Source organism: Comamonas resistens (assembly GCF_030064165.1).
Classification (GTDB): Bacteria; Pseudomonadota; Gammaproteobacteria; order Burkholderiales; family Burkholderiaceae_C; genus Comamonas; species Comamonas resistens.
Map to the genome: position 1 here is coordinate 1,001,559 of NZ_CP125947.1, position 24,412 is coordinate 1,025,970.

The 24,412-nt window shown below is 63.2% G+C and carries 23 protein-coding genes; 6 read left to right on the forward strand and 17 right to left on the reverse strand.

Going from position 1 to position 24,412, the window contains the following annotated elements:
- Positions 1-20: 20 nt before the first annotated feature.
- Positions 21-1,796, forward strand: coding sequence for a methyl-accepting chemotaxis protein (locus QMY55_RS04575; protein WP_283487496.1), 1,776 nt, complete (start codon positions 21-23; stop codon positions 1,794-1,796).
- 27 nt (positions 1,797-1,823) lie between these two features.
- Here the strand turns inward: QMY55_RS04575 and QMY55_RS04580 are convergent, their stop codons facing one another.
- The 16 genes from QMY55_RS04580 to QMY55_RS04655 all read right to left on the reverse strand — a co-directional run bounded on the left by QMY55_RS04580 (position 1,824) and on the right by QMY55_RS04655 (position 18,347).
- Positions 1,824-2,735 carry a type II secretion system F family protein gene (locus tag QMY55_RS04580; RefSeq protein WP_283487497.1) on the reverse strand — a complete coding sequence of 304 codons (912 nt, stop codon included), beginning with the start codon at positions 2,733-2,735 and terminating at the stop codon, positions 1,824-1,826.
- 27 nt (positions 2,736-2,762) lie between these two features.
- A complete protein-coding gene (locus tag QMY55_RS04585) occupies positions 2,763-3,752 on the reverse strand; it encodes a type II secretion system F family protein (protein WP_283487498.1) in 990 nt (329 codons plus the stop codon).
- Positions 3,753-3,784: 32 nt separating this feature from the next.
- Complete coding sequence (locus QMY55_RS04590; RefSeq protein ID WP_283487499.1) at positions 3,785-5,218, reverse strand: CpaF family protein; 1,434 nt, start codon at positions 5,216-5,218, stop codon at positions 3,785-3,787.
- Positions 5,219-5,264: 46 nt separating this feature from the next.
- Positions 5,265-6,425, reverse strand: a complete 1,161-nt coding sequence (locus QMY55_RS04595) for an AAA family ATPase (protein WP_283487500.1) — start codon at positions 6,423-6,425, stop codon at positions 5,265-5,267.
- Positions 6,426-6,433: 8 nt separating this feature from the next.
- Complete coding sequence (locus QMY55_RS04600) at positions 6,434-6,889, reverse strand: TadE/TadG family type IV pilus assembly protein (protein WP_283487501.1); 456 nt, start codon at positions 6,887-6,889, stop codon at positions 6,434-6,436.
- Complete coding sequence (locus QMY55_RS04605) at positions 6,886-7,314, reverse strand: TadE/TadG family type IV pilus assembly protein (protein ID WP_283488882.1); 429 nt, start codon at positions 7,312-7,314, stop codon at positions 6,886-6,888. Before QMY55_RS04605 ends, QMY55_RS04600 begins: the two co-directional genes overlap by 4 nt.
- A 5-nt stretch (positions 7,315-7,319) precedes the next feature.
- Entirely contained in the window at positions 7,320-8,585 is a 1,266-nt protein-coding gene (locus QMY55_RS04610; protein ID WP_283487502.1) for a pilus assembly protein TadG-related protein, read from the reverse strand.
- Positions 8,586-8,667: 82 nt separating this feature from the next.
- The gene (locus tag QMY55_RS04615) at positions 8,668-8,886 is read right to left on the reverse strand and encodes a Flp family type IVb pilin (RefSeq protein WP_283487503.1); all 219 of its coding nucleotides are present in this window, start codon (positions 8,884-8,886) and stop codon (positions 8,668-8,670) included.
- A gap of 154 nt (positions 8,887-9,040) precedes the next feature.
- Positions 9,041-9,361 carry a hypothetical protein gene (locus QMY55_RS04620; RefSeq protein ID WP_283487504.1) on the reverse strand — a complete coding sequence of 107 codons (321 nt, stop codon included), beginning with the start codon at positions 9,359-9,361 and terminating at the stop codon, positions 9,041-9,043.
- 14 nt (positions 9,362-9,375) lie between these two features.
- Positions 9,376-11,085: a type II and III secretion system protein family protein gene (locus tag QMY55_RS04625; RefSeq protein ID WP_283488883.1), complete on the reverse strand. Its 1,710-nt coding sequence runs from the start codon at positions 11,083-11,085 to the stop codon at positions 9,376-9,378.
- 87 nt (positions 11,086-11,172) lie between these two features.
- Entirely contained in the window at positions 11,173-12,018 is an 846-nt protein-coding gene (gene cpaB, locus QMY55_RS04630; RefSeq protein WP_283487505.1) for a Flp pilus assembly protein CpaB, read from the reverse strand.
- 77 nt (positions 12,019-12,095) lie between these two features.
- Positions 12,096-12,683 (reverse strand): A24 family peptidase, encoded by a 588-nt coding sequence (locus QMY55_RS04635; RefSeq protein ID WP_283487506.1) that lies wholly within the window; start codon positions 12,681-12,683, stop codon positions 12,096-12,098.
- Between the two features lie 295 nt (positions 12,684-12,978).
- Positions 12,979-14,697, reverse strand: coding sequence for a single-stranded-DNA-specific exonuclease RecJ (gene recJ / locus QMY55_RS04640; RefSeq protein WP_283487507.1), 1,719 nt, complete (start codon positions 14,695-14,697; stop codon positions 12,979-12,981).
- Positions 14,698-14,823: 126 nt separating this feature from the next.
- Positions 14,824-15,795 carry a phosphoglycerate mutase gene (locus QMY55_RS04645; RefSeq protein ID WP_283487508.1) on the reverse strand — a complete coding sequence of 324 codons (972 nt, stop codon included), beginning with the start codon at positions 15,793-15,795 and terminating at the stop codon, positions 14,824-14,826.
- A gap of 172 nt (positions 15,796-15,967) precedes the next feature.
- Positions 15,968-17,293, reverse strand: coding sequence for a sulfatase family protein (locus tag QMY55_RS04650; RefSeq protein ID WP_283487509.1), 1,326 nt, complete (start codon positions 17,291-17,293; stop codon positions 15,968-15,970).
- 37 nt (positions 17,294-17,330) lie between these two features.
- On the reverse strand, positions 17,331-18,347 hold the full coding sequence (locus tag QMY55_RS04655) for a Bug family tripartite tricarboxylate transporter substrate binding protein (protein WP_283487510.1): 1,017 nt from the start codon (positions 18,345-18,347) through the stop codon (positions 17,331-17,333).
- 188 nt (positions 18,348-18,535) lie between these two features.
- Between QMY55_RS04655 and QMY55_RS04660 the strand changes: the two genes are divergently transcribed.
- The 3 genes from QMY55_RS04660 (at position 18,536) to lolD (ending at position 21,156) form a co-directional block, all read left to right on the forward strand.
- Positions 18,536-19,003, forward strand: coding sequence for a MarR family winged helix-turn-helix transcriptional regulator (locus QMY55_RS04660; protein WP_328517800.1), 468 nt, complete (start codon positions 18,536-18,538; stop codon positions 19,001-19,003).
- A 217-nt stretch (positions 19,004-19,220) separates the two neighbouring features.
- Entirely contained in the window at positions 19,221-20,474 is a 1,254-nt protein-coding gene (locus QMY55_RS04665; RefSeq protein ID WP_283487512.1) for a lipoprotein-releasing ABC transporter permease subunit, read from the forward strand.
- Positions 20,467-21,156 (forward strand): lipoprotein-releasing ABC transporter ATP-binding protein LolD, encoded by a 690-nt coding sequence (lolD, locus tag QMY55_RS04670; protein WP_283487513.1) that lies wholly within the window; start codon positions 20,467-20,469, stop codon positions 21,154-21,156. The genes QMY55_RS04665 and lolD overlap by 8 nt, the downstream gene beginning before the upstream one ends.
- A gap of 150 nt (positions 21,157-21,306) precedes the next feature.
- Here the strand turns inward: lolD and QMY55_RS04675 are convergent, their stop codons facing one another.
- Positions 21,307-22,722 (reverse strand): methyl-accepting chemotaxis protein, encoded by a 1,416-nt coding sequence (locus QMY55_RS04675; protein WP_283487514.1) that lies wholly within the window; start codon positions 22,720-22,722, stop codon positions 21,307-21,309.
- 143 nt (positions 22,723-22,865) lie between these two features.
- On the opposite strand from QMY55_RS04675, the gene QMY55_RS04680 reads away from it, so the two are divergent.
- Positions 22,866-23,675: a TatD family hydrolase gene (locus QMY55_RS04680; RefSeq protein ID WP_283487515.1), complete on the forward strand. Its 810-nt coding sequence runs from the start codon at positions 22,866-22,868 to the stop codon at positions 23,673-23,675.
- 96 nt (positions 23,676-23,771) lie between these two features.
- The gene (locus QMY55_RS04685) at positions 23,772-24,311 is read left to right on the forward strand and encodes a DNA-deoxyinosine glycosylase (RefSeq protein ID WP_283487516.1); all 540 of its coding nucleotides are present in this window, start codon (positions 23,772-23,774) and stop codon (positions 24,309-24,311) included.
- The last annotated feature ends 101 nt before the right edge of the window (positions 24,312-24,412 follow it).

The following is a 24,412-nucleotide window of genomic DNA, read 5'->3' on the forward strand; positions in this document are numbered from 1 at the left end:
CGCTGTAGAGGAGCCAAAAGATGTTCAATCTCAATCACGTATCTGTTTCCCGCAAGCTGTGGCTGCTGGTTCTCGGCCTAGCCATGGCCATGCTGCTGGTGCTGGGCGGTCTGCTGGCCTATGTAAATCGCTTGAATGACCAAGCTGCGCAGACAGTCCAGGAGAACCAGGATCGTATTTCCATCGCATTGCGCTGGCGGGGGCTGGCAGCTTTGACGATGGAGCAGGTGACTTTTTCCCTCTCCATGGCGGATGAGGCCCAGGCCGCAGAAAAACTGAAACAGGCCAAGGATGGCATCAAGCTTGTCGTACAGCTTCAGAAGCAGGTTGAGGAGGCTGCCGACTCTGCTGCAGACAAGGCGTTGCTGGCACGCGTGGCGCAGGCGCGCCAAACGGTTGCGGCAGTTCAGGGTGAAGTGAGAGAAAAAAAGGCCGAGGGCGACATTGCAGCGATGCAGTCCATCATTGCATCGCGACTGGCATCCACTGCGGATCAATATCTGGCCACCCAGGATGAATTCGTGCAGTTACAGGAGCGGCAGCGTGATGAGGCCAAGTTGGCTGCTGAACACTCACGTCGCAATGCAATCTGGATGGCAGCAGGCATTGCGGTTGTCGTCATGTTGTTGGTGGGCTGGATGGCCTGGCTGCTGGTTCGCTCCATCACGCATCCTTTGGGGCAGGCTGTGGGCCTTGCCGACGCAATTGCAGCAGGCGATCTGAGCCAAAGCGTATCCGTGCAAAGAAAGGACGACCTGGGCCAACTGCTGAATGCGCTCAACGGTATGACAGCACGCCTGCGCTCGGTGGTGGGCGAAGTCCGCTCCGGCGTGGATTCCGTGTCCACTGCTTCGGGTGAGATCGCCACAGGCAACCAGGACCTGTCGGCGCGTACCGAGCAGACTGCCGCCAATCTGGAAGAGACCGCCGCCAGCATGGAAGAGCTGACCGCTACGGTGAGCCAGTCCGCCGACACCGCCCGTCAGGCCAATCAGCTGGCCTCGACCGCGGCCCAAGCTGCTGAGCAGGGAGGCCGCGTGGTTCAGCAGGTGGTGCAGAGCATGCAGCAGATCACCGACAGCAGTCGCAAGATTGCCGACATCATCGGCGTGATCGACTCCATTGCTTTCCAGACCAATATCCTGGCCTTGAATGCCGCTGTGGAAGCGGCCCGAGCAGGCGAGCAAGGCCGTGGCTTTGCCGTGGTGGCTGGCGAAGTGCGTGCACTGGCCGGACGTTCGGCCGAAGCGGCCAAGGAAATCAAGCAGCTGATCACTACCAGCGTGGATAACGTGCAGTCGGGCTCCCAGCAAGTGGAGCAGGCGGGACGCAGCATGGACGAGATCGTGGCCAGCGTGCGCCGCGTCAGCGACCTGATTGGCGAGATCACGGCCTCGTCCACCGAGCAGCGTGATGGCATCAACCAGGTCAATCAGGCCGTGAGCAATCTCGACCAGATGACACAGCAGAACGCCGCTTTGGTCGAAGAGTCGAGTGCTGCAGCCATGGCGCTGCAAGAACAGGCCAGCCGCCTGTCGCAAGTCGTCTCGGTTTTCAGGATCGGCCAACAGGCACAGGCCTCGATAAAGCCGCTTGCGTCACATTCGGCGGTTGTATCAGCGGCCAAGCCAGCCCATGCGGCGCAACGCCCGCAGCCCAAGGCCGCCGCGCCAGCTGCGTCCAGGCCGGCGGTTGCCAGTCGGCCACCAGAGCATGTACGTGCCAGCATTGCTGGCGGGAGGGAGCCTGTTGGAGTGCAGGCGAAGGCTGCGGATGACGAGTGGGAGAGCTTCTGAGATCCGGTCTGAGAGAGGCCAGGGCATTCAGGAGGTTCCGGCAAACATGGGGCCGACCATGCGCACGATCTGGATGATGGCCGGGCCAAGCACCACCATCACGATGGCCGGGAAGATGCAGGTCACCAGTGGGAACAGCATCTTGGTGGGAATCTTGGCCGCCAGTTCCTCGGCGCGTATCTGGCGCTTGTGGCGCAGGTCCTCGGAGAACACGCGCAGCGAATCTCCAATGCTGGTGCCGAAGCGGTCCGCCTGCGTCAGCATGGCCGCGAAGGTATAGATCTCATCCACGCGAGTACGAGCGGCCAGATTGCGCAAGGATTTTTCGCGGGTGCTGCCGGCGCGTATTTCCAGATTGGTCCAGTGCAGCTCTTCGGCCAGGGCTTCACTCTTGATGCGGATTTCGTCGGTCACCTTGCCCAGGGCCGCATCCAGACCCAGGCCGGCTTCCACGCAGACCAGCATCAGGTCAGCGGCATCGGGAAAGTTCTCGAAAATCTCGCGCTTGCGCTGCTTGGCCAGCCAGCGCAGCACCAGGTTGGGCAGATAGCAGGCAACCAGTGCGGCCGCCAGGGGAAAGAGCAGCAACTGGCTGGACTCTGTGGTGCTGGAGGCCCGCATGAGGGAGTACACGGCAAATGCCATGACCAGCGGCAGCAGGGTCTTGATGCCGAAGTACAGCAGCGGTGCATGCTCGTTGCGGATGCCGGCATTTAGAAAGCGCAGCCGCAGCGGTGTGGCGTCGACGCCTTCTGTCGGCGAGGACAACTGAGCGAACGGGCCCACCAGCTTGATGGCGGTCTCCGTCCAGTGGCTTTGTCCGGAGGCTGGGGACAGCGCCTGCAGGCGCTGTGCGGTGGCCGTCGGCGTCAGCCAGAAGAACAGGGCGCCCGCGGCCAGCATAAGGGCGGTAAAGGTGAGCAGGGCGATGATTAGCATGGCGGACTCCTTGCGTTCGGTACGGGCTCAGACCCGGATGCGGGCAATGCGGCGCAGCAGCAGCATGCCGATGACCATCATCACCGCCAGCCATTGGAGGATGGTGATGCCTATGGGATCGGTCCACAGCGGGGACATGAACTCAGGGTTCAGCAGGTAGAGCAGGGCGCCCAGACCGAAGGGCATGAGGCCCAGAATCCAGGCCGACATGCGCCCGTCGGCCGAGAGCACGCGAACCTTGGCATGGAGCTTGAGTCGCTCGCGGATCAGATGGCTCAGATTGCCCAGCATCTCTGTGAGGTTGCCTCCCGATTCACGCTGTATGAGAACGGCCACAATGAAGTAGCGCAGATCGGTGATCGGCACGCGCTCGCCCAGATTGCTCAGGGCCTGCTGCAGCGAGGTGCCGTAGTTGATCTCGTCGTGCACCAGGCGGAACTCGCCGGCCAGGGGCTCGGCCAGTTCGTCCCCCGCCATCTGCAGGCCCACGGAAAAGGCATGGCCGGCGCGTAGTGCGCGCGTCATCAGGTCCAAGGCGTCGGGCAACTGGCGCTCCATCAGGGCAAGGCGCTGGTGGTGCTTGCGTTGCAGGTAGAGCCAGGGCAGGGCGCCCAGTGCGGCTCCGGCCAGCATGGCCAGCACCATGGGCTGGCGCAGCATGCTGGCCGCCAGCATGCCCAGGGCCAGCAGTATTGCGCTGCTCAGCAGCAGGCCGGACACCGTCCAGTCCAGCCCCGACTGGACGATGATGCGGTCCAGCCGGTGGGCGCGCGGCATGCGCTGCAGCGTGCGCTGCAGCGCCGGCATATTGCTGAGCACGCGCTGCTTGACGAGATTGGTTGGCGCGCTGCGGTCATCGGCCGCGGACAGCGCCCGCAGGCGGCGTTCCAGCCGCTTGGCCTCGGGGCTTTTGTACTGTTTCCACAGCGTATGGGCGGCCTGCAGCAACAGCAGCACCGCAGCAAACACCAGCGCGATGATGATGAGGACCGAATGGGAGGAAAAAAAGGACGGCATGGCGGCTCCTTCTCACTGCGTTCTCTCGGCGTTCATTGATAGCGACGGGCAGGGTCGAAGACCGCGTCAGGCAGCGCAATGCCAAAGCCCCTGAGCCGGTCGGCGAACTTGGGCCGCACGCCCGTGGCGTGAAAATGCCCCTGTACTTCGCCCCCGGCGCCGACACCGGTCTGGGTAAAGGCAAAGATCTCCTGCATGGTGACGACCTCGCCCTCCATGCCCGTAATCTCCTGGATGCTGGTGATCTTGCGCTTGCCGTCCGTCATGCGCAGCACCTGGACGATGACCGTGATGGCCGAGGCAATCTGCTGGCGCGCTGCCTGGTGCGGCAGGTTCATGCCGGCCATGCCCACCATGTTCTCCAGCCGGGCCAGCGAATCGCGCGGCGTGTTGGCGTGGATGGTCGTCAGCGAGCCTTCGTGGCCCGTGTTCATGGCCTGCAGCATGTCCACGGCCTCTGCGCCGCGCACCTCGCCGATGATGATGCGGTCGGGCCGCATGCGCAGCGCGTTGCGCACCAGGGCGCGCTGCGTGATCTCGCCACGGCCCTCGATATTGGGTGGGCGCGTCTCCATGCGTACCACGTGCGGCTGCTGCAGCTGCAGCTCGGCGGCATCCTCGATGGTGACCAGGCGCTCCGCCTCGGGGATATAGCCCGAGAGGATGTTGAGCAGTGTGGTCTTGCCGGCGCCCGTGCCGCCCGAGATGATCATGTTCACCTTGGCCTTGGCCAGCGCTTCCAGCACGCTGGCCATGGCCGGCGTCAGGCTCTTGAGATCGTTGACCAGGTTCTCCATGCGCAGCGGCGTGCGCGCAAAACGCCGGATAGACATCATGGGACCGTCCAGCGCCACGGGCGGAATGACGGCATTCACGCGCGAGCCGTCAGGCAGGCGGGCATCGACCATGGGGCTGGATTCATCAATGCGCCGGCCTATGCGCGAGACGATCTTGTCGATGATGCGCAGCAGATGCTTCTCGTCTGTGAAGACCACGGGTGTCAGCTCCAGCCGGCCGTAGCGTTCCACATAGATGCGGTCGTGGCGGTTGACCAGGATGTCCGAGACCGCGGGGTCGGTCATCAGCAGCTCCAGAGGGCCGAAGCCCAGCATCTCGTGCTGGATGTCGCGGATAAGCAGCCGCCGCTCCATATCGTTGACCGCAGTCGTGTCCTCGGCCAGCAGGCGCTCGGTCATGACCGCGATTTCCTGCTGCAGAGTCTGCCTGGGCAGGGACTCCAATGCGGAGAGGTCGAAGCGCTCCAGCAGCTTGGCATGGATGCGACCCCTGAGCGCCAGATAGGCCGCCGAGTGCCCATGGATGGCGGGGGGCTGAGCCGCGGAGGGGGGCGCAGGGGCGTCATCCGCAGCTGGCATGTCTGGTAGGGCCGCAGGCTCGGGCACCACCTGCAGCGCAGGCTTGGGGGTACGTGTCGCCGGTGTGGCGAGAAGGTCGCGCAATGACATGGCCAGTTCCTCCCATGTGGGTTGCAATGCTCAAGTTCCCAGGCCCTCAGGCCCGGCGGAACAAGCGGTTCAGAAAGCCGCCGCCTTCTTCCTGCGGCCGGGGCAGCAACTGCTCGGCCCAGGCCGCCAACTCGCGCGCCACGGCGCTGCCACGGCTGGATTCGGCCAGCGGCACGCCGGCGTTGACGGCGGCCTGTACTTCCTGTGGAGCGTCGGAGATGGTGCGCCACTGCAGGTCCGGCCCCACGGTTCTGCGTACCTCGGGCAGACCGATCTCGTGGCGTCGGTCCACGCGGTTCAGAACCGGGTGCAAGCGGCCCTCCGGATAGCCCAGGTCGTGGAACATGCGCAGCAGCTTCTGCGCATTGCGCACGGCGGGCACATTGGGCAGCAGCACGGGCACGATGTGCTGAGCCTTGTCCAGCATGCGCAGGGCCAGCGGGTCCAGCACCCGGCCCAGGTCCAGCAGCACGAACTCATAGTGCACGGCCGCCAGCTGCACGATGGCCTCCACATGCCCGGGCTCTACCTCCATGGCGTGGATCACATCTTCCGGGGCAGCGAGTACATGCAGCCCGGGTGTGAGCTTGACTGTACTGGCCGTGAGAAAGGAGGCATCCAGGCGGTGGATGTCGCGTGCCACGTCGGCCAGGGTCGATGCGGGCTTGCCCTCGTGGAGGTAAGCCAGCGCATCGCCGAACTGCAGATTCAGGTCGATCAGCAGCACCGAGTGATTGCGCGCCAGCGCCCAGCCCAGATTGGTGGCCAGAAAGGTGGCGCCGGCGCCGCCCTTGCAGGGCAGAAAGGCCATGGTCTGGCCTTGTACACGGAGGGGGGCACCGTCCTGCAGCTTGGCGGCCATGCGCTGTACGGCATCCAGCAGCGCCTGCGGCGGCGGTGGCGAGGGCAGAACTTCCCGCACGCCCGCGCGCATGGCCTGCAACAGAAACTCGGGCGTCTGCTGGGCGCACAGCAGCAGCACCGCCGTTCGCGGGTAGCGGTTGGTCACGGACTCCACGGGCGCCAGGTCGGCCGGGTCGCAGCACATGCCGTCCACCAGCATCAGGTCGGGCCGCTCCTGCTCGGCAATGGCCGGCATGCGCGTTTTGCCGCCCTCGAAGGTCCGTACCTGATGCGAGCGTTGCTGCAGCACCTGGGCCATTTCCTGCAGATGGATGGTGTTGGGGGAGATGATGGCGATTTTCATCTTGGTCCTCACTTGTCAGGGTCACATTCCTGGGCGGCAATGACTTGTGGGTCCTGGCGCATGATTTCGCGAGGCAGGGTGGTGCTGAATCCCGGCATGTCAATGATCTGCGGCGCCACAGAGCCCACGATGGGGGCAATCCATTGGAACTTCAGACTGTTCTTGGGAATGCTCACCGTCACGCTCTGGCAGGTGGCGGGCGTGCAGCTTCCTCCCCAATCAATCGCCACATCGGTGATCTGCGGCAGCCGATTTTGCATATACCGCAGCACGTTGGCCTTCTGGTTTTTGTCATCGCACACCACTGCATAGCGCGCGCCCGCGCGCGTGGCTTCGTTGGCGGCGGCCCAGGTGTAGAGCAAGCGGCTGAAGTCCACCACGCCCAGCAGAAACATCAGAAAAATCAGCAGCCCCAGAGCAAACTCGATGAGCGTGGCGCCGCGCTGATGGACAAAGTGTTTCATGTCAGCGTCCTCATCGTGGCAGCGATATCGCTGAAGGTAATGCCGCCGTTGGTTAACTGTGTGCCGAATACGCTGCTCACCATCGACTGGAAGCGGTAGCCGGTGACCGTGACAGTGACGGTGTTGATCAGCGGATAGGTTCCGGCGGTCTGCCAGCTACAACTGACGGCGCTGGTCTTGAGCCCTGGCGCCAGCGGCGTGTTGCCAGAACCGTAGACCACCAAATTTTGCGCCGTAGGACAGCCCGTGTTGGGCTGCTGTGCAGACAGATAGCGCGCCGCATCGCGCACTGATTTAGTGACTGTGTTGTACTCGTACAGCGCACGGCCAAACTCGATGACGATCATGCTCAGCAAAATCATGAATGGAATGCTCAGCGCCAGCTCAATTAGCGCGGCCCCTTGTTGTGAGCGGTGTTTGTGCATCATGCTTACCTCACAAGAACGGGAACCAGCGGGCCATTGGTTCCGCCTGCCAGGCCTGTGGTAGTGCAGGGACTGTCGAGGTCGGTGGCGTTACCTCGGTATTCAAGGTAAATGTCGTCTTTGACGGGTTGGGGTATCGGCTGCAGCATCAGCATGCAGGCGAAATTGACGACATTACCTGTGCCATCTACTACGGGTACTAGTACCAGGCGGCGATCTGCGCCATAGCTTTGGAGTTGATTGGAGTTAACAGCAGTTTCGTTGCTTCCATTAATGGGGCAGTTGGGGCCGCAAGGGGTAAACGACTGGCGCTGCGTTATGAAATTTTGGATAGAGCCCGATGCTGGACCGTTGTACGCATTGAACTGACTAGGCCAGTTTGTTGAGGTGTAGATGTAGCCCGTGTAATCGGGGCGACTTGCGGTTGGGCCATTGGTCGTGTTAATCGCACCCTTGTAAATACCAAAGCGATGATTCCAGTACTCAAAGGCGGAGGCCACCACGCCGCTGGTGCCAATGGGGAGCTTGGGGAATTGAGTGCTGCAGTATTTCCCTTCCAACTCAGACCATGTTTCTGGGGCTTGATTGGAACCATCCAGATTGGCCCAACCAAAATCGCTGCCGCTTCCGGACTTGGTTAGGGCGACGATCCAGGTGCCTTTACCACCGCCGGGTGAACTGTTAAGGGCATCGAACTTGGTTTTTTTAAACTGCACCGGAATTGGGCAGGCACTTTGCGAAGGCGCACGTGTAGCCACGGCCCGCGCCCCCACGGTGCCGGTGCTGGACCAAGTGGCGCTGTCGCCCGTGAAGGCGCCCATAGTCTGCAACAGCCACAGCTTGATGCTGTTCATGGTGTATTTGCATTCGGCATATTGGGCTGATGCCGACGCGCTGGTGACCGCATAGTTCTTGTCTAGAAAGGAAATATTGGCCGAGGCGATCTTGTCGGCACCGTTCCAGTTACTTGATTGCAGATTGGTGTTGTTGTCGTTGCCGGAGGCCTTGCCTGCGCTCTGGGCGCGGTCGATGGCGTCGGTTTGGCCGTTGAGCTCGCGTGCCGCAGCTAGCGCGCAGCTGTCCATGGCCGTCTGCAGCTCAGTTTTGACGACAAATAGACGACCAATATCGAGAGCGATGCCCATAAAACCCAGCAGGAACAGCATGAGCAGCGCAAAGGTAATTAGAAAGGCACCATGCTGGCGCCGCAGCGCGGCGGCAGAACCGCGCATAGACCTTGCTAAAGGCCATTTAAGCGGATGAATCTTCATGGTGTTTTGAGTTAGAAAAAAGGGGTTTTTTAGTCAGTGAAAACCATCTGTTATGTAACGATGGTTTTCACTGGGGATTAATTTAGGTGCATGTAGCAGTGCCAGTCAGGCATTTTGTTACACGAGCAATGAAGTCTCCGAAGGGAGTACCTGTACCAGTGCCGGCTAGTCCTTTCAATGCGAGCACTAACGCGATAGAGACAACAGCAATAATCAATCCGTATTCGACGATTTGAGCGCCTTCTTCATCGCGGACAAAGGATTGCAGGGAATTACCAAATTGCGGAGCGATCTTGTTCATGGTGATACCTCGAAAGTGAATGAAGAATGGGAGACACGTTGGAAGCGCCGGCGTGTGGGGCCGGTGGATGGCGTGCAAGGCCGATATGCGGTCTGGACTCCTTTCAGATTCATTCAGCTGGAATAGCTAAACCAGTGGCCGGAAGATATTTGGGCTAGGGTGTGCCACTACCGCCGCCGCCGTTTGAGTTACTACTCAGCGAGCCGCCGATATTGATGACGTTGACTGCTTGCGGCGGCGTCTTGAAGCTGTGTTCATAGCGCTGCATGGTCTCGTCGGTAGCGCGGCCGTCCATGCCGGTGGCGGCATCCGCACCCATGCCCACGGTCCGGCCGGCATCGGGGTTGATGGTCATCTGCATACGGGCGGTGCGAACAGCCTCGCCAAAGTGGGCGTCGTAGTTGGGCGTGGTGCTGCCGCAGCCGGCCAGCAGCATGGTGCAGGTGGCCAGGGGAAAAAAGATGCGCGTGGTCATGGCGGGTCTCCGGTTCATGCGGGCGAATGCAGCATCGGGTACTGCCGGCGAACTGGCTGCTGTGGCGCAGTTGCTGGCGGCATGGGCGTGGGTTCGGTGATGGATGCCGTCGGGACCGGCGCAGATGCAGCTGCCGGCTGCGGTGTTACGGCGGGTGCCGGTGCCTCAGGTGCCACAGGTGTCACCGGTGCTATGGGGGCAGGCGCCATGGATGCCGGTGCTGACACCGGTGCCGGCTGCGGGGGCGCGGCCTGCGGTGCAGGCGCTGTGGCAGGTGTCCGGGGCGGCGTGGCGCTTTCGAGCGAGCCGTTCATATAGACCTCGGCACGCGAGGGTACGACATGGTTGTCGGTGGGCACGCGCGGGGCTTCGGCCAGGGCCTGGACCATGCGCGGGGTGATGACGAACATCAGCTCGGTCTGGTCGGTCTGGAACTCGGTGCTGCGCGCCAGCGCGCCGAGCACGGGAATCTCGCCCAGGCCCGGGAAGCGCTTGACGGCTTCGGTGAGGTTGTTCTTGATGAGGCCGGCGATCACCAGACTCTGCCCGTCGTTGAGTTGCACCGTGGTGTCGGCCCGGCGCACGGTAAGCGAGGGGATGACTGAGGTAACGCCGTTGATGGCGGTGAAGGGCGAACCGGTCTGCGACAGGTCGGACACTTCGGAAACCAGCTTGAGGTTGACGCGCGAGTTGCCGAGCACGGTGGGCGTGAACTTGACGCCTATGCCGAATTCCTTTTCCTCCAGCGTCATCACCGGCACGCCGTTGCTATTGCTCTGGGCCACGGGGATGAAGATCTTGCCGCCCGAGAGAAAGCTGGCCTGCTGGCCGCTGATGGCCATGATGTTCGGCTCGGCCAGGATGCGTACCAGGCCGTCGTCTTTCTGGCCGTCAATGCTCAGCGAGGCCTTGCCTATGCGCAGGGCGCTGAGCACGCCGTTGCCGCCGCTCAGGAAGTTGGAAATGATGGAGTAGGTGTTCGAGCCGTTGACGGCCTGCTTGGCGAAACTGGAGCCCAGTTTGTCGAGCAGGGTCTTGCTGACTTCGGCGATCTTGACTTCCAGCATCACCTGATGCGGTGAGGTGGTACGCATCAGGTTGACGATCTTCTTGCTGTCGCCATAGGCCGAAGCCAGCGTCAGCACGTCGTCAAGCCGCAGCGGGTTGCTGATCTCGCCGCTGAGCACCAGGGCGTTGTCGGCACCCTGCACGCGGATGCCACGTTCTTCGGGCATGAGCTCGGAGAGCTTGGCCTGCAGCGGGCCCGGGTCCATGGTGACGACCACGTCCTTGATGAAGCAGGTGCCCTGGGCGTTCTGCAGGATGACGTTCATGGCGCCGGCCTTGCGGCCGCGGAAGAACAGGTCGCGGGGGCTGAGCAACTGCACTTCGATATCGGCGATACCGCTTTGCGCCTGCATGGGCATCTGGCCGCCGGCAGGCATGGCCGCCGGCGAGGCACCGGGCGTTTGTCCGCTCACCAGGATGCGCGCCATGGGCGAGGCCAGCGGAATGACGACGGATTTGCCCAGGGTGACGGTGGCGGGTTCTTCCGTGCGGATGGAGGTGCAGTTGCGCGCCGGCATCGTGGTGCGTGCAGTGGCGTGGGCTGCCGCGGGCGCAGGCGCCGCTGCGGGAGCCGCCATGGCCACGGCCTGCTGCGGAGGAGTGCTCACGGACTGGGCGTTGGCGGCCAGGGCCGTAGCGGCACTGGCAAGCAGCATATTAGCTGCCGTGTACAGATGATGGTATTGCACGGCCGGCCTCTCTTGGTGGTTGATCGGTTGTTGCTTGTGCGGAAACCAGAAACATCAGAAGCAGTTGAGGGTGCTGCTGCCGCCCTGGATGACCTCGACGCAGGTGGCTGGCGAGGGCTGCGGGGCAGGCCGTGCGCGCTGCACTGCCTGCCTGGCGGGGGCGGCGACCTTGACCGGTGCCGGAGCAGGTTCGGGGGCGCCGAACAGCTGGTGCTTGGTGATGCCGGCAGTGCTCACCGGGTCTTTGTCGATCTGGTTGCGCAACACCAGCGACAGGCTGCCCACGCTACGGGCCAGGTCCAGCTTTTCGGCATCCGACGGGCTGAGCTCGAGCGTGACGGCGCTGACCACCTTGGGCTTGGTCTCGTCACGGCCGGCCTCTTGCGCCACGGCCAGCACCAGCACGTTTTCGAGCACGGTCATGCTGATCTGGCGCGAGTCTTCCGCCTTGCCGCTCTGTTCCTGCTGGGCATTGACCACCACATCCACGTAGTTGCCGGGCAGGGCAAAACCCGCAACGCCGACCACATCGTTGACACGCACGCTCATGGCCCGCTTGCCAGGGGCGATGATGGCAGCCAGCCCGCCCTTGGTGCCCTCGGGCGCCAGCTTGCCTTCGAGCACGGCTTCGCCGCGCAGCACACCGACCTTGACGACGCGCTCCTGGAGCTTTTGCATGTCGTTGAAAGCGCCCTCGGGGATGGAGCCACGGGGCCAGTCCACCGTGCTGAGCATGGTGGGCGTGATCTTGCTGCCCAGCGGTATGTCGGCGGCCGCGACGACGACCTTGTCTGCGTCTATGCTGCCGCGTTGAGCGACCCAGTTGGCCGCATAGACCGCGGCCGCCAGGCTGGCGAGCACCGCCAGGACGAACAAACTCAGAGCCTTGAGGTTTTTCATGGGACCCCCTTGCTATGTCGTTGCATTGACTGTTGCGCTTGCCGTGGTGGTGGGGCAGCGCTATGGGCCTGTTTTGGCTATACCCAGGTGAACTGGCGGGCCACCAGGAACGCGACGGTTCCCAGGGCAATGCTGACGCCGTAGGGCAGACTGCCCACCGACTGCGTCGAGCTTGCGCGGGCATCGGGCCGGATGCCAGCAGCAACGGTTACGAACAGAAGTTCCGTGGTCTGCAGCGTGTTGCGCAGCAGCTTGCCGGCCACGCGGTGCCACAGCGCATAGGCCAGGGCAGCGATGCCTCCGGTGATGAAGACGAAGATCACGGTCTGCCAGGTGCCATCGGGGCCGAGAAAGGCACCGGCCATGGCCATCAGCTTGACGTCGCCAGCGCCCATGGCGCGCACCAGATAGAGCGGCAGCATGAGCGCAAAGCCCAGGCCTAGGCCACCCAGTGCCCACAGCAGGCCGCCGCCGTGACGTGGCGCAGCCATGCCGTACAGCAGGGCAACGGCCGCGCCGCCAAATGTCAGCAGGTTGGGGATGCGGCGCGTGCGCAGGTCGCAGATGGAAGCCGCCAGCAAAAGCAGCAGCAAGGTGAGCGAGCGCAGATCCGTCAAAAGCATGCCTAGCAGTTCGGCTGCGGCTCGGAATTCGGTGAAGTCCACGGCACACCCCTTCATTCGTTAGAGCCCTGCGAACCGTGTTCCGCGCCACCTGCTGACGCTTTGCATCAGATGTGTTGCCGGCCTGAGGGCCCAGCTCCAGTCATCTGTGCCGAATCACGATTCAGAGGACAGACATGCAACGAAATTAAGAATTTCTATTGAAATCTGTAACTCGTTTGGGCAAATATTAGGAGTGTTAAAAATTCTTATCAAGCTTTTTTTGTCGTTAGTTAGAAATTATTTTCAAGGGTGAAAAAAGGCCCCGGAGACGGGGCCTCTGTTGGGGTGGAACGACCTATTCGGCGATCTGCGCTGCCGCTTCCACGAGAAACTGCACCTTGCGCTCGCCGCGCCATTCATTGATATCGAGGCGGTAGGCCAGCGTGGTACGGCTGGGCAGGGGCTCGGTGTGGTTGAACCAGATGCCGTCAATCTTGCTGCCGTGGTGCAGCAGCTCCAGCTTCAGATGCTTTTCCCCGACCAGGCGCTGCGAGGTGATTTCCATCTCTTCGCTGAAGGTGGGCGCGGCAAAGCCCTGGCCCCAGACGGCCAGCTGCATCTGCTCGACCAGCGCCGTGGTCAGCCATTGTGGTGACAGCGGGCCGTCGGTTTCCAGGCGGCGCGTCAGCGTGGCGGCGTCCAGCCATTCCTGGGCAACCAGGGCCAGTGCCTGCTCGAATTCGTCGAAGCGGGCCTCCTCCACCGTGCAGCCTGCGGCCATGGCGTGGCCGCCAAAGCGCAGCAGCAGGCCGGGGTGGCGCTTGCTGACCAGATCCAGCGCATCGCGCAGATGAAAGCCGGGAATGCTGCGGCCCGAGCCTTTGAGTTCATGCTCCTTGCCGGGTGCGCCACTGGCTGCGAACACAAACGTGGGGCGGTGCAGCTTGTCCTTGATGCGCGAGGCCACGATGCCGACCACGCCCTCGTGAAAGTCGGGATCGAACACGCTGACGGCGGCGGGAGGTGTCATGCCGTCTTCGCACAGGCCTTCGGCCATGAGGAAGGCGTGCTCGCGCATGCCGACTTCAATTTCGCGGCGTTCGCGGTTGATGCTGTCCAGTATGCGTGCCAGATTGTCGGCACGGCCCGCATCTTCGGTGGTCAGGCATTCGATGCCGATGGTCATGTCGGCCAGGCGGCCCGCTGCGTTGATGCGCGGGCCCAGTGCAAAGCCGAAATCGAAGGTGGTAGCCGCGTCGAAGCGCCGTCCAGCCGCATCGAACAGGGTGCGAATGCCGGGTTGCATCTGGCCCTTGCGGATTTGCTTGAGACCCAGGGCCACCAGGCGGCGGTTGTTGGCATCGAGCTTGACCACGTCGGCCACCGTGCCCAGGGCCACCAGCGGCAGCAGCACTTCCAGGCGCGGTTGCGTGTGCTTGTCAAAGTGGCCACGGTTGCGCAGCTCGGTGCGCAGCGCCAGCAGCACATAGAACATCACGCCGACACCGGCCATGGACTTGCTCTCAAATGTGCAGCCCGGCTGGTTGGGGTTGACGATGGCATCGGCCAGCGGCAGATGCGTGCCGGGCAGATGGTGGTCGGTAACGACCACGGAGAGGCCCAGCTCCTTGGCCACGGCCACGCCTTCCACGCTGGCAATGCCGTTGTCCACGGTGATCAGCATGTCGGCGCCGGTTTCCTTGACGCGGCGCGAGATGGGGGCGGTGAGGCCGTAGCCGTCCACCACGCGGTCGGGCACCAGATAGTCGACATGGGCGGCACCCAGCAGGCGCAGGCCGCGCAGGCCCACGGCGCAGGCCGTGGCGCCGTCGCAGTCATAGTCGGCCACGATGCACATGCGCTTTTGCTGGGCAATCGCATCGGCCAGCAACTGCACGGCGGTATCGATGCCGCGCAGACCCGAGGGCGCCAGCAACCTGGCCGGGGCCTCGTCAAGCTCGTCAGGCGAACACACGCCGCGTGCCGCATAGAGCTGGGCCAGCAGCGGATGAATGCCTGCCTGCTGCAGCGCAGAGACGCTGGCATCTGGAATTTCGCGGGGAATGATTTTCATCGCCGGGCCGCCCCAAGATGAAAATGCGCCCTTCCAGGAGGGGCAGCGAGCACACGAAGTGGGGAGCGTGGGGTGTCATTTTTCATCGCCGGGCCGCCCTGAAAAAGAAGAAAGTGCTAACTGTTTTCATAGCATTCCCCGCAGATCAGGCAAGGGCTTAGCGCCAAAAAGGCTCTTGATCTTGTCCATCAAGCCCTGAGGCTTGCTCTGCCAGGTCACCGCATTGCGCTCGCCGCAGAGAGTGAGCCTGATGGCTTCGCCCTTGGCTGCGCGCTGCTGCAGCGTGGCGATCAGGCTCTGGTCCAGCGCCTGCCATGCCTGACGCCAGCCCTGCACATCGCCTTGCAGTGCGGGCTGGCCGAGGTCGCCCACGCAGATGGCCTGAGGCTTGCCGGCGGGCAATTGCATAAGACTGCCCGTGCCATGCACCCAGAAGGAGTTGATGGGCGCCAGGCCGCGATGGCTGCGCTGGTCGTTGAACACATTGGTGTAGAGCAACATCTGCAGCTCGGTCTGCAGGCGCTGGATGACGGCGCCCTGAATCGGGTTGGGCATCCAGGGGCGAACATCGCGGCCTATGGCCCGGTCCATGGAGGCCGTGGCCAGGTCCCGAAACGCTTCGCCACGCGCCAGCCAGGTGTCGGGACGCAGGTATTCAAGGGTGATGCCGTCGTCACTGAACCAGGGCGCAATCAACGCCAGCAACTGGCGGGATTCATCCTCGCCCAGCGGCGCGCTGGCCGGGTCGGTCTGGTGCACCTGATCGGGCGTGATATGCCAGTGGCAGGGCGTGATGAAGGCGCAGGCCTGCGCGGTATCGGTTGCGGCCACGGCGGCCCAGGGAATCAGGCCCGGGGTGTCGGGCAATTGCATGGCGCGGGCCAGCACCCGTTCATGCGGAGGAGAGAAATCCATCTCGTCGCCTTGCACTGCGGTGGTGGGCGACAGGCTGGCCAGCAAGGCTTGCAGATGTGGCAGTTGCAGACCTTCCCAGACTTGGGGAATGTCGGCGGGGCCGCTGGCGTAGGCAACAATGATTTCAGCAGCATCTGCGGCCAGGGCTTGGGCAGCAGGGAGCAAGGGCGCGGTCAAGGACATGGGCGCTATTGTCGAGCATGCCGGTTGTGCAGGTGCAGAGCGGGGTGTCTTGCCGTGTTTGCAATGCTATGGATTGGGGAGCTGCTTGCGTTTGATGGGGGCTTGATTTTCCATTGAACCATCTTGAAATCAATAACAGACAAGCGCAAGCAGCTCTTTTTTCAGAAGCGGCCTAACGCTGAGGCATGTTCCTGGCCGTGTAGACCAGGCTGAAGCTGGCATCCGGCGCAATGGCGGGCATCTCGGCATTCCAGCGTTCCCAGTCGGCGCGCATGCGCTGCAGGCGCTCGGGTTCCTGGGGCGCCAGATTGGCGCGTTCGCGTTCGTCGCTGGCGATGTTGAACAGATAGTCGTGCTCGTCCACGCGCAGGTATTTCCAGTCGCCGTCGCGTAGCGCACGCTGGCTGCGGTACAGCATGCGCCAGTACAGCGGGCGTGCGAACTCGGCGCCTTCGCGCTGCAGCACGGGCAGCAGAGAGATGCCGTCCAGCGGATGGCCGGGATCGGCGGCCACGCCCGCTGCGGCAAGCACCGTGGCCGACCAGTCCATGCTCATGCACTGCTGGGTGCTGGTGCGGCCGGCGGCTATGACGGCGGGCCAGTGCGCAATCCAGGGCACGCGGATGCCGCCTTCGGTCAAATCCATCTTGCCGCCCACCAGCGGCCAGTTGTCCGAGAAGCGCTCGCCGCCGTTGTCGCTGGTGAAGACGATCAGCGTGTTGTCCAGCTGGCCGTTGGCGCGCAGCGCCTCGACGATCCAGCCTATGCCCTCGTCCATGTGATGGATCATGCGGCGGTACTGGTGGATGTTGCCGCCCGCCAGATGCGCGATACCCGCGCCCAACTGCTCGGCCGTGGTGCGGTCATCGCGTGTTTCCCAGGGCCAGTGCGGGGCCGTGTAGTGCAGGCTCAGGAAGAACGGGGCATCGCCTTGGCTCATGCGGTTGACGAAATCCACGCTGCGCTGCGACAGCAGATCGGTCAGATAGCCTTCGTCGTGGTGCTCTTCCTCGCCGATCCACAGGTCATGTTGGCCCGAGCTGCTCAGATGGGTGAAATAGTCCACGCCGCCCGACATGGGGCCGAAGTATTCCTCGTAGCCTGAACGCAGCGGGCCGAAGTGGGGCGGGTAGCCCAGATGCCATTTGCCGATCAGCGCGGTGCGGTAGCCCGCATTCTTGAGCAGAGAGGCCACGGTGGGCACCTCGGGCGGCAGGCCCAGCTTCTCGCCCAGCGGCGTGCCGCGAGTCTTGCTGTTGATGGGTTCCTCGGCCGCTCCGCGCAGCCGGTACTGGTAGCGCGCCGTGGCCAGGGCAAAGCGTGTGGGCGAGCACACAGGCGAATTGGCATAGCCCTGGGTGAGCTTCAGGCCGCCCGCGGCCAGGCGGTCGAGCACGGGTGAAACCGGACCGAAGTCGGCCTCGCGGCCGCCGTAGCAGCCCAGGTCGGCATAGCCGAGATCGTCGGCCACGATGAAGATGATGTTGGGACGGGACATGAAAAAAAGTGTCGTTGTGGAGGGACAGGAGAGGGATTTATTCCATCTTCATGCCCGTGGCCTGGGCCAGGCTGCGGTAGCGGTCGGCCAGGGCCTGGATGCGCTTGGCTGCGGCGTCGCCGGTCAGCCCTTCGTAGACCATGTCGTTGATGCGCATGCGCTCGCGCAGTGCGCCGTCCTTCATGGCTTTCTCGAAGCCGGCCTGGATCTTCTGCACCAGCGGTTCGGGCATGCTGCTGGGCACCCAGGCGGCGAACAGCACTTCCTGCTGCAGCTCCTTGTGGCCCAGCTCATCGACCGACGGCACATCGGGCAACAAGGGGTTGCGTTTGGCTGTGGTCACGGCCAGCGGCGTGATCTTGCCGGCCGCCACATGGGACAGCATGGCCGTGGAGCTGATGACGCCGCCGTCCACCTCGCCCGAGAGCATGGCCAGCGTGGCCGGTGCGTTGCCCTTGTAGGGCACGTGGTTGACCTTGGCACCCGTGGCATGCGTGAGGATGCTGGCCGCCAGATGGCCCGGCGTGCCGTAGCCGGCGGAACCCAGGGTCAGGCCTTTTTCCTTGCCGCGGGCGATGAACTGTTCCAGCGTCTTGATGCCGGTCTGCGGATTCACGGACACCAGCATGCCTTGCGAGGCAAACACCATCACCGGGCGCAGATCGCTGTTCTTGAACGGCATGCTCTTGTAGATGAGCGGGTTGACGGTGAAGGTGGTGTCCAGGCCGAACAGAATGGAGTAGCCGTCGGCGGGTGATTTGGCCACGTTGTCGGAGCCGATATTGCCGCCGGCGCCGGTGCGGTTTTCGACCACGAAGGGCTGCCTGGTCTCGCGCTGGAGCACTTCGCCGACACCGCGCGCCAGAATGTCCACGGCGCCGCCCGGCGCAAACGCCGCCACCAGGCGCACCGGCTTGCTGGGCCAACTGGCAACGGCATCGCCCGTGGTCTGGGCCTGGCTTGTGATTTGGCCGGTGAGTGCGGCGGCACCCAGGGCAAGAGTCAGGCTGTGGCGCACAAAGTGGCGGCGTGAAGCGGGAAGCGCGGAAAACATGGACGGCGACCTTTCCTGGCAATATTTCTTTGCAATAGGGGGGCTTGGCTTTGGGGAAAATCAAGTGGCTGCCGGGTGAGGCCATCAGGCCTTGTGTCGGGAGCGCCCACTGTAGAAGTCGCTTCGTCAATTGACCAAATCAACTCTTGCCCGTGAATACCCGACCGATACCGCAAACGATCCACCAGATGCTGCTGTTTCGCATCAACCGTTTCTTTGGTGCGGCCGGTGGCGTGGCCATGCGCATGTGCGAGGCGCGCTTCGGGCTGACGCGCCGTGAGTGGGGCGTGATGGCCACGGTGGCCATGAACGAGGGGCTGCTGTCGTCGGAACTGGCGGACAAGGCGCAGCTCGACAGGGCGCGCACCTCGCGTGCGCTCAGCGGACTGGAGGGCAAAGGCTGGGTGCGGCGCCAGCCTTTGCCGGGCGACCGGCGGCGCGTGGCCATCCATCTGACCGAGGAAGGCCGGCGCATGTACGAGCGCATCCTGCCGGCCATGGCCCAGATTCATATGGATCTGGTGTCGGTGCTCAGCGATGAAGAGGTGCTTCAGTTCGACGCCATGCTGGCCAGGTTGCAGGCCCATGCCCAGACCTTGGAGCAGCTGCCGCAATACGTGGATCTGCCGCGGGTGGAGCGGAGTAGAAAGAAGTGACCCCCTGAGCCGCTGCGCCTGGGCGGCCCCGCGCCTTCCCTCTCTCTTCGGGAGGGGGACGATGCCTTCGCGGCGGGGCGGGGCGGTGCGGCCGGCGTAGGCCCTTGTTCGGTGTCCCTGATGTGGGTGGCGGTGAAATAGACGGTTTCACAAGAACAGCCCGATTGGGGGAGGGCTGGAGCAAGGGCATCGCCGCCAGTGCCACAATGCGGGCAACATGCAATTTCCCTACGAATTGGCCGTCGGCTGGCGCTATACCCGTGCGGGGCGCGCCACACGCCGCAATGGCTTTATCTCCTTTATTTCCGGTGTCTCCATGCTTGGCATTGCGCTGGGCGTGGCGGCTTTGATCATTGTGCTCAGCGTGATGAACGGCTTCCAGAAGGAAGTGCGCGATCGCATGCTCAGCGTGGTTTCCCATGTGGAAATCTTCGCGCCGCAGGGCGCACCGCTGCCCGATGTGGAACGCACCATGCGTGAAGCCCGTGCCAACCCCGATGTGGTGGGGGCGGCGCCCTTTGTCTCGGCCCAGGCTTTGCTGGCGCGCGGCGAGGACATGAAAGGCGCCCTGGTGCGCGGCATAGACCCCGCGCGCGAAGGCGAGGTCACCGATCTGGCTGCCGCCAGTGGCGAGGTGTTGCAGCGCCTGCAGGCCGGCCAGTTCAAGGTGGTGCTGGGCATAGAGCTGGCGCGTTCTCTGGGCGTGGTCGAGGGCGATGTGATCACGCTGATCGCGCCCAGCGGTCAGGTCACGCCTGCCGGAGTCTTGCCCCGCATGAAGCAGATGACGGTGGCGGGTACCTTTGACTCCGGCCATTACGAATATGACTCCACGCTGGTGATGATGCATTACGAGGATGCCGAGCGCATCTTCCGTCTCGAAGGGCCGACCGGCATTCGCCTCAAACTCAGGGATCTGCACGAAGCGCCGCGTGTGGCCCATGAGCTGGCCGACACCTTGACGGACCGACTCTTCATTCGCGACTGGACGCAGCAGAACAAGACCTGGTTTGCCGCCGTGCAGCTGGAAAAACGCATGATGTTCATCATCCTCACGCTGATCGTGGCGGTGGCGGCCTTCAATCTGGTTTCCACGCTGGTGATGAGCGTGCAGGACAAGCGCGCCGACATCGCCATCCTGCGCACGCTGGGCGCATCGCCATCGTCCATCATGGGCATCTTCATGGTGCAGGGCGCCATGGTGGGGGTGATCGGCACACTGGCAGGGCTGGCGCTGGGCTTGCTGATTGCCGTGAATATCGACGTCATCGTGCCCGCCATCGAGCATGCCTTGCACGCCAGCTTCCTGCCCAAGGACATTTATCTGATCAGCAAGATGCCCAGCGAGCCGCAAAGCGCAGACATCGTGCCGATTGCCGTCATCTCCCTGATTCTTTCTTTTGTGGCCACGATCTACCCCAGCTGGCGTGCCAGCCGCGTGAACCCTGCGGAGGCACTGCGTTATGAATGATTTTGTGACAGGGCAGACCGTGCTGGAAGCACGGGGCCTGACCAAGCGCTTTGCCGAGGGCAAGCTGGATGTGACGGTGCTGCAGGGCGTGGACCTGCAGGTGCATGCCGGCGAGACGCTGGCAATTGTGGGTGCATCAGGCTCGGGCAAGTCCACCTTGCTGCACTTGCTGGGCGGGCTGGATTCGCCCACGACGGGCAGCGTGACCCTGATGGGCCAGCCGCTGCACCAGCTCAGCCCGCAAAAGCAGGGCGCGCTGCGCAACCAGCATCTGGGCTTCATCTATCAGTTTCACCATCTGCTGGCAGAGTTCACGGCCCAGGAAAACGTGGCCATGCCGCTGCGCATACGCCGCGACGCCAGGGAAGATTGCATGGACCGCGCGGCCGAGATGCTGCGCGCCGTGGGCTTGAAGGAGCGCATGTCACACCGCCCGGCCGAGCTGTCTGGCGGCGAGCGCCAGCGTGTGGCGATCGCCCGCGCGCTGGTCACGCGTCCGGCTTGCGTGCTGGCCGATGAGCCCACGGGCAATCTGGACAGGGGCACGGCCGATTCCGTCTTTGCGCTGATGCTGGAGCTGGCGCGCAGCCATGGCACGGCGTTTGTGATGGTCACGCATGACGAAGGCCTGGCCGCGCGTTGCGACCGCATGGTACGGCTGGTGCGCGGGCGGTTGGCCTGAAGCGGACAGACGAAAAAAGGTAGGACTTGCACAAACAAGGATGCACCCAGACTGCAGCCTTGAAGCGAAGCTCTTGCCTGAACCTGATTTGCGTAAACCGTAAGGCTCCCAGGGAGCCTTTTTACATTGAAATAGAGCTCTATCCCTTTATCAGCAAGCGCTGACAGCTGCATTCTTGATAGCGAGATGGGCCTGTTCGCGTGCCAGTTTCCGGGTCGAGGCAGGTGCGAGTTCGGACGGTTCCAGGTCTTGCGCACTGACCGTATCCTGCGCAGTCAGGTTCTCGGTCAGCTCATGCAATCTGGAGGATTGGGCCAGCAAGGTCTGTACCACATCACCCATGATCTGCGTGACCTGGTGTGAGGACGCGACGATCTCTTCCATGGTCTTTCCGGCATCGCGCACCTGGGTCACGCCCTGGGTCACCTGATGGGCCGAGGCCTGGATCAGCTGCTTGATCTCCTTGGCGGCTTCTGCGCTGTGCTGGGCCAGCTGGCGCACCTCGCTGGCGACCACGGCGAAGCCGCGGCCCTGTTCGCCCGCGCGGGCGGCTTCCACGGCAGCGTTGAGTGCCAGCAGATTGGTCTGGAAGGCGATGGAGTCCATCATGCCGATGATGTCGCCAATCTTGCGGGAGCTGGCGCTGATGGACTCCATGGTGCTCACCACGTTCTGCACGGTGCGCCCGCCCGCCTCGGCCACATGGCAGGCATCTTGTGCCAGCTCATTGGCCTGGCGTGCCTGGCTGGCGCTGGTCGTCAGGCCTTGCACCGTCTGGCGCAAGGTCTGCACGGCCATCACGCGGCGGGTGATATCGGTGGCGAATTTGACGACCTTGAAAGGCCTGCCTTCTGCATCCAGGATGGGGTTGTAGCTGGCTTCAATCCATACCTTGCGGCCATTCTTGCCGATGCGCAGATACTGCCCTGCATCGTGATGCCCCTGGCTCAGCTTGCGCCAGAACTGCTGGTAGGCGAGGCCTTGCCGCTCCTGCGTCTGCACGAACATGCTGTGGTGCTGGCCCACGATTTCATGCAGCGCATAGCCCATGGTCTGCAGAAACAGCGCGTTGGCGTCCAGGATGATGCCGTTCAGATCGAACTCGATGGTGGCCTGCACCTTGGCAATCGCATTGAGCTGGCCGCGCGCATCGTCTTCGCGCAGCTGCTGCTTGGTGACGTCGGTGGCGTATTTGACCACCTTGCAGGGCTGCCCCTGGCTGTTGAAGATGGGGTTGTAGCTGGCCTGCAGCCAGACATCCTGCCCCTGGCTGTTGATGCGGCGGTAGCGGCCGCTGTCATGCACACCGGCGCCCAGGCGCTGCCAGAAGCTCGCGTATTCGGCAGACTGCCGGGTTTGCTCGTCGACGAACATGCGGTGGTGCTGGCCGATGATGTCCTGCGCGCTGTAGCCCATGGTCTGCAGAAAGATGTCGTTGGCGGCCAGGACATGGCCCTGCAGGTCGAATTCGATCACCGCCTGAACCTCGTTGAGCGCATCGAGCTTGCCCCGCATGTCGGCGTATTGCTGGCGTTGGCTGCGGGCTCCCCAGAGAAAACCGGTCATGACGCGCTCCCATCGGTGATAGCAAGTTTGTTAATGTTTTATTTGTTTCAATTTGTTATGTGTAGGACGAAGCAGTCTCTTGTATCTGCCTGGGTGCAGAGCATTCCCTGAGTCCGTTGCCGGACGGATGGCATGATGTCTGCATGCCTTGCTGGATCGATACCCACTGCCATCTGGATGCTGCCGAATTTGCCCCGGACCGTGATGAGGTGCGCGCGGCGGCCCGCGCGGCGGGCGTCGCTCATCTGCTCATTCCTGCGGTGGAGCGCGGCCATTGGCAAGAGGTGGTGGAACTGGCACATCGCCATGGCGACAGCTATGCGCTGGGCATTCACCCGCTCTATACGCCAAGAGCCGATGAAAGCGATATAGCAGCCCTGCGTGATTTGCTGACCAGGCAGCGTAGCGACCCGCATCTGGTCGCCGTGGGCGAGATCGGCCTGGATTTCTTCGTGCCGGGGCTGGATGCGCAGCGCCAGATCTGGTTTTACGAGCAGCAGATCCGTCTGGCGCGCGAGTTCGAGCTGCCCGTCATCCTGCATGTGCGCAAGAGCAGCGACCGCTTGCTCAAGACCTTGCGCCAGCACAAGGTGGTGGGCGGTATTGCCCATGCTTTCAATGGCAGCGCCCAGCAGGCTCAGGCGTTCATCGATCTGGGCTTCAAACTGGGCTTTGGCGGTGCGGTGACTTACGACCGCGCTCTCAAGCTGCGCGAGCTGGCGGCCAGCCTGCCGCTGCAGTCCCTGGTGCTGGAAACCGATGCGCCCGATATTCCACCGCACTGGCTCTACACCACTGCCGAGCAGCGCGCAGCAGGCATCAGCCAGGGCCGCAACAGCCCCGCCGAGCTGCCGCGAATCGCGGCCCAGGTGGCGCAATTGCGCGGCATCAGCATCGATGCCTTGGCCGAGGCCAGTACGGCCAATGCCAGGCAGGTGCTGGGGCTGGCATGAAACTGGCGGCTGGCGCATACCTGTCAAGCGCGGGATGCTCCTTTTTTGAATAGCGCTGCGGCACACGGGTCGATGGCAGCTGGGCGACAATTGGGCATGTCCGAAAAACGATCCGCTGCCGATGCTGTTCCCGAGTCTGTTCGCTGGCAGGGGCTGGGTGCGGTGGCCGATGCGCGTACCCAGGCGCTGGTGCTGGGCAGCTTTCCCGGCGTGCGTTCGCTGCAGCTGCAGCAGTACTATGCCCATCCGCAAAACCAGTTCTGGCCCCTGTTGCAAGCTCTGTGGCCGCAGTGTCCACAGCCGCCTCGCGAGGATTACGCGGGCCGTTGCGAATGGCTGCTGGCACGCGGGCTGGGGCTGTGGGACGTTTATGACAGCTGTGAACGTGAAGGCAGCCTGGATAGTGCCATCCGCGCAGCCCAGGTCAATGATTTTGCGGGCCTGCGCGAGCGTTGTCCCGGACTGAAACTGGCCTTGCACAACGGAGGCGAAAGCTATAAGCATGCGCGCCAGACCGAGGCCCTGGGTCTGACAGCGATCAAGCTGCCATCGACCAGCCCGGCTCATGCCAGCTGGTCATTCGAAAAAAAACTGCAGGCATGGCGCGAGGCTCTGGCCGCCCATGAACTGCTTTGAACACGACTTATGCAAATCAGGTTCAGGCAAGAGCTTTGCTTTTCAAGACAGCAGCCCTTGCCGCATTCTTTTTTGCGCAAGTCTTATTGAAGATTGGTGTG

What these genes read in the sequence shown, in the direction of transcription:
- QMY55_RS04575 (WP_283487496.1), top strand. Translation starts at nt 21, where the DNA reads ATGTTCAATCTCAATCACGTATCTGTTTCCCGCAAGCTGTGGCTGCTG.
- QMY55_RS04580 (WP_283487497.1), bottom strand. Translation starts at nt 2,735, where the DNA reads ATGCTAATCATCGCCCTGCTCACCTTTACCGCCCTTATGCTGGCCGCG.
- QMY55_RS04585 (WP_283487498.1), bottom strand. Translation starts at nt 3,752, where the DNA reads ATGCCGTCCTTTTTTTCCTCCCATTCGGTCCTCATCATCATCGCGCTG.
- QMY55_RS04590 (WP_283487499.1), bottom strand. Translation starts at nt 5,218, where the DNA reads ATGTCATTGCGCGACCTTCTCGCCACACCGGCGACACGTACCCCCAAG.
- QMY55_RS04595 (WP_283487500.1), bottom strand. Translation starts at nt 6,425, where the DNA reads ATGAAAATCGCCATCATCTCCCCCAACACCATCCATCTGCAGGAAATG.
- QMY55_RS04600 (WP_283487501.1), bottom strand. Translation starts at nt 6,889, where the DNA reads ATGAAACACTTTGTCCATCAGCGCGGCGCCACGCTCATCGAGTTTGCT.
- QMY55_RS04605 (WP_283488882.1), bottom strand. Translation starts at nt 7,314, where the DNA reads ATGCACAAACACCGCTCACAACAAGGGGCCGCGCTAATTGAGCTGGCG.
- QMY55_RS04610 (WP_283487502.1), bottom strand. Translation starts at nt 8,585, where the DNA reads ATGAAGATTCATCCGCTTAAATGGCCTTTAGCAAGGTCTATGCGCGGT.
- QMY55_RS04615 (WP_283487503.1), bottom strand. Translation starts at nt 8,886, where the DNA reads ATGAACAAGATCGCTCCGCAATTTGGTAATTCCCTGCAATCCTTTGTC.
- QMY55_RS04620 (WP_283487504.1), bottom strand. Translation starts at nt 9,361, where the DNA reads ATGACCACGCGCATCTTTTTTCCCCTGGCCACCTGCACCATGCTGCTG.
- QMY55_RS04625 (WP_283488883.1), bottom strand. Translation starts at nt 11,085, where the DNA reads ATGCTGCTTGCCAGTGCCGCTACGGCCCTGGCCGCCAACGCCCAGTCC.
- cpaB (WP_283487505.1), bottom strand. Translation starts at nt 12,018, where the DNA reads ATGAAAAACCTCAAGGCTCTGAGTTTGTTCGTCCTGGCGGTGCTCGCC.
- recJ (WP_283487507.1), bottom strand. Translation starts at nt 14,697, where the DNA reads ATGAAAATCATTCCCCGCGAAATTCCAGATGCCAGCGTCTCTGCGCTG.
- QMY55_RS04645 (WP_283487508.1), bottom strand. Translation starts at nt 15,795, where the DNA reads ATGTCCTTGACCGCGCCCTTGCTCCCTGCTGCCCAAGCCCTGGCCGCA.
- QMY55_RS04650 (WP_283487509.1), bottom strand. Translation starts at nt 17,293, where the DNA reads ATGTCCCGTCCCAACATCATCTTCATCGTGGCCGACGATCTCGGCTAT.
- QMY55_RS04655 (WP_283487510.1), bottom strand. Translation starts at nt 18,347, where the DNA reads ATGTTTTCCGCGCTTCCCGCTTCACGCCGCCACTTTGTGCGCCACAGC.
- QMY55_RS04660 (WP_328517800.1), top strand. Translation starts at nt 18,536, where the DNA reads ATGCTGCTGTTTCGCATCAACCGTTTCTTTGGTGCGGCCGGTGGCGTG.
- QMY55_RS04665 (WP_283487512.1), top strand. Translation starts at nt 19,221, where the DNA reads ATGCAATTTCCCTACGAATTGGCCGTCGGCTGGCGCTATACCCGTGCG.
- lolD (WP_283487513.1), top strand. Translation starts at nt 20,467, where the DNA reads ATGAATGATTTTGTGACAGGGCAGACCGTGCTGGAAGCACGGGGCCTG.
- QMY55_RS04675 (WP_283487514.1), bottom strand. Translation starts at nt 22,722, where the DNA reads ATGACCGGTTTTCTCTGGGGAGCCCGCAGCCAACGCCAGCAATACGCC.
- QMY55_RS04680 (WP_283487515.1), top strand. Translation starts at nt 22,866, where the DNA reads ATGCCTTGCTGGATCGATACCCACTGCCATCTGGATGCTGCCGAATTT.
- QMY55_RS04685 (WP_283487516.1), top strand. Translation starts at nt 23,772, where the DNA reads ATGTCCGAAAAACGATCCGCTGCCGATGCTGTTCCCGAGTCTGTTCGC.